General features: G+C 31.7%; 3 protein-coding genes. 1 reads left to right on the forward strand and 2 read right to left on the reverse strand.

The window, feature by feature from the left end; translation table 11 throughout:
* Positions 1 to 187 precede the first annotated feature (187 nt).
* The gene (locus tag ACI3VO_RS12830; RefSeq protein ID WP_439758293.1) at positions 188 to 631 is read left to right on the forward strand and encodes a hypothetical protein; all 444 of its coding nucleotides are present in this window, start codon (positions 188 to 190) and stop codon (positions 629 to 631) included.
* 57 nt (positions 632 to 688) lie between these two features.
* Here the strand turns inward: ACI3VO_RS12830 and ACI3VO_RS12835 are convergent, their stop codons facing one another.
* Positions 689 to 2,041 (reverse strand): MATE family efflux transporter, encoded by a 1,353-nt coding sequence (locus ACI3VO_RS12835; protein ID WP_439758294.1) that lies wholly within the window; start codon positions 2,039 to 2,041, stop codon positions 689 to 691.
* Positions 2,042 to 2,170: 129 nt separating this feature from the next.
* A partial coding sequence (locus ACI3VO_RS12840) for a PLP-dependent transferase (RefSeq protein ID WP_439758295.1) occupies positions 2,171 to 2,834 on the reverse strand: 664 nt, incomplete at its 5' end.

Consider the following 2,834-nt stretch of genomic DNA (forward strand, 5'->3'; position numbering starts at 1 on the left):
TCTCATGGTTTTTACAAAAAGTACCAGGTGTATTTTTCAACTTAGGATGTGGTAACGAAGATAAAAATGCCGCTTACCCTATCCACAACTCTAAATTCAATATAGATGAAGATTGCCTTTTAATAGGAACTATGATTCACGTAAAAAATGTATTATCTCTAAAATAATATTAATTAAGGAGAATCCTATGAAAAAAATATTAATTATGACATTAATTATATCGAGTATTTTTTGCTTTGGATGTAGTCATAGCAACGATTCAGAGAACATGGTAAAATTAAATAAAATAGATATATCTGCATTAAACAATAGAAAAATTAAAAATATAATCGATGACACTTCTCTAGAAGAGGGTGTTTATCAGATAAATACTAGCTCTAATACTTATATATATTTCTTAGGCTTAAAAAACGAATTTACCGACATAAGCTGTAATATAGAGGACGATACTTTAAATATTGTAGCTTACCTAAGCAAAAAAGATAATCCTGAAGAATTGTCGCAGAAGTTATTTGTAATCTACCAAAAAAATACTACAGTCTCTGACGACAAAATAAATTACTACGATAATATAAAATTAACTGTAGATGATAAAGAATCTAGCTTCAATTCTGTAATGGTTGTAGATTAATATATTTTGAAAAAATCCCTGGACAGATAAACACCAATCTATCCAGGGATTTTTTAATTAATACCAATATAGCTTCCATCTTCCGCTAAAATATCTCCATACGAAAAATACACTTCTAACCATCCAGTCTATTGTCATAGCAACCCATACGCCGAATACTCCCCAGCCCATGAACTTACCTACAATATAACTAAATCCTATTCTAAAAATCCACATTGAAACTATACAAACTATCATACAGAATTTAACATCGTTACAAGCTCTAAGAGTATTTGGCAATGTAAATGATAAAGGCCAAATCAGCATTCCCATGACTCCGTGATAAATTATAATATCTCTAGCCATTTGCGATGTTTCTTGTGATAAATTATATACATCTAAAATCGGAGCTAATGCTATAAATATAATTATATTAGTAATTATCATACCGATATATGTAAATTTTAGCAGTTTTTTAGTATAGTATTTTGTTTGATACTCATCATTTGCACCTACGCACTGTGATGTTACTGCTAGAACTGCTTGACCTATAGCCATTCCTGGAACTATTTGAAAAAGAGCTAAGCAGTTACTAACTGCATTTGCAGCTATAGACGCTGTTCCGAAGCTAGCAACTAAATTTAAAACTACTATTTTTCCAAGCTGGAACATACTATTTTCCAATCCATTTGGAACACCTATATACAAGATTCTCTTTATCATGCTTCCATCAAAATGAAAGCACATTTTTTCAGATAAGTGAATTTGTAATTTTTGATTTCTTATAAGGTAAAATGCTATTACAGCTGCCAAATATCTAGAAAATACAGTTGGAATAGCAGCGCCCATAACGCCCATCTTTAGTCCATATATCATAACCGCATTTCCTATGAAGTTTACACTGTTCATAAGAATTGATATTTTCATAGTTATATTAGAATTTCCCATAGCTCTAAATAAAGCCGCTGCTCCATTATAAATAGCTATTCCCGGAATTGATAAAAATACTATCAATAAATATATAGTAGCATGATACATTACATCAGCCTCTAATGTCCCAAATACCTTGTATAATATAAAGTTCTTTAAAAGATATCCTATAATCATAACTACAATTGAGCTGACTAATAAGAATAAGATCAGTTGATCTGATGCTTCACATGATTTTTTCTCATTTTTTTGACCTAAAAATTGACCTGCGACAACAGCACCACCAGTTCCTAATGCTGTAAAAACCTGTGTTATAAGTACCATTATAGTATCTACTAAAGATACTGCCGATACCGCCGATTCTCCTACGCTTGCCACCATAATCGAGTCCACCAAGCCAACTACTATTAAAAGCAATTGTTCCACTATCAATGGACCAATTAATTTCTTTAAATCTGCATTAGAAAACAAATAGTTTATTTTATTCTGACTTGCATCCATTAAAATCACTTCTTTCAAATAAAATTTTTCACATAAATTAAGTAGCTATCAATACACAATATATCGATAGCTACTTCTTATCATTTATTTATTATATACCGGTTGGTATTTTTTTACAATATTTTTTTCCTATAAAGTTGCTTTTAAAGCTTGGTCTAAATCCCATAGTAAGTCGTCTATATCTTCTATACCTACAGACATTCTTATCATATCAGGTCTAACACCTGCTGCGATTTGTTCTTCTTCGTTAAGTTGAGCATGTGTAGTACTTGCAGGATGTATAACTAGTGATTTTGCATCGGCAACATTTGCAAGGTGAGAGAATATTTGAAGGCTTTCTATAAATTTCTTACCAGCTTCTAGTCCTCCCTTTATACCAAATGTAAATATTGAGCCTGCTCCTTTTGGTAGGTATTTTTGACCTAATTCATAGTATTTATTGTCTTTTAATCCTGGATAATTAACCCATGCAACTTGTGGATGGTTGTTTAAAAATTCAGTTATAGCTTTTGTATTTGAAATATGTCTTTCTATTCTAAGTGACATAGTTTCAAGACCTTGTAATAGCATAAATGCACTGAATGGACTTAAGCAAGCACCAGAGTCTCTTAGCCATTGAACCTTTAATTTAGTTGCATAAGCTGCAGCTCCTACATCCTTTGCATAATTAAGTCCATTGTAAGACATATCTGGTTCAGTTAAGCAAGGGAATTTTCCACTTCCTATCCAGTCGAAGTTACCGCTGTCTACTACAACTCCACCTAAAGTAGTACCGTGACCACCTATGAATTTA

The organism is Intestinibacter sp. (genome assembly GCF_051866655.1).
Taxonomy (GTDB): domain Bacteria; phylum Bacillota; class Clostridia; order Peptostreptococcales; family Peptostreptococcaceae; genus Intestinibacter.

What these genes read in the sequence shown, in the direction of transcription:
- ACI3VO_RS12835 (WP_439758294.1), bottom strand. Translation starts at nt 2,041, where the DNA reads ATGGATGCAAGTCAGAATAAAATAAACTATTTGTTTTCTAATGCAGAT.
- ACI3VO_RS12830 (WP_439758293.1), top strand. Translation starts at nt 188, where the DNA reads ATGAAAAAAATATTAATTATGACATTAATTATATCGAGTATTTTTTGC.